Raw genomic sequence first — 725 nt, forward strand, 5'->3', positions numbered from 1 at the left:
ATCCCTTTTCGTAAAGGATCATCCTTTTCTTCGTTCATTCAACAATTTTTAGGTATTCTTGATTAATTAAAATAACAGCCGGTCCATCTACAAGAATTCCACCAACTTCAATTTTTTCATAAGACTCAATCTTAATAGAAGTAATCCCTTTCCGCTTCTTTAACTCGTTACTTAATTCTTGCGTTGGCATGTGTTTCATATCTTCACTCCTTCTTATTGTTTCATTTAATCTTATTATGTTAAATGAATTATAAAAATGGTTTCTAGTTCTAGAAATTCCATCATTTTTTATCGTTGACCATATATTTAGATGTTACCAACTCGCGTATCTCTTTTATGAAAAGAAGATAAACAATTACTATTCACTGTCTCAGTAAATGTAAAAAATTCTTAAAGATAGAGATGAGATTGATTGTTTTTTCTTTTAGAAATAATGACTTAGATATATATACCTAAAACAATGAAAGCCCTACCTCTCTTTCATCCTTACGGCTCCTTGTCCGTGCCAGTGTGAATCAGGATTGCAAAAATCAAGTGACTATTTGATCGAGTTATTTAATGATACTTCGAACGTTCGTAAAAGAAATGTAAAAATAAAAATGGATTAGATTGAAGTAATAACAAAAGAGGTTCCTACTCTAAAAGTGAGTTGAAGAAGTTGAATGTCTTTGAAATGATTTATTTTTAATAATAATCATATTCCCGAAAAATTCAGGATATTTTCG

1 protein-coding gene is annotated in these 725 nt (G+C 29.7%); it reads right to left on the minus strand.

Features of this window, described 5'->3' with window-relative positions; translation table 11 throughout:
- Positions 1-34: 34 nt before the first annotated feature.
- A complete protein-coding gene (locus BPMYX0001_RS31530) occupies positions 35-199 on the minus strand; it encodes a BC1881 family protein (protein ID WP_033799362.1) in 165 nt (54 codons plus the stop codon).
- Between the last annotated feature and the right edge of the window lie 526 nt (positions 200-725).

Source organism: Bacillus pseudomycoides DSM 12442, from assembly GCF_000161455.1.
Classification (GTDB): Bacteria; Bacillota; Bacilli; order Bacillales; family Bacillaceae_G; genus Bacillus_A; species Bacillus_A pseudomycoides.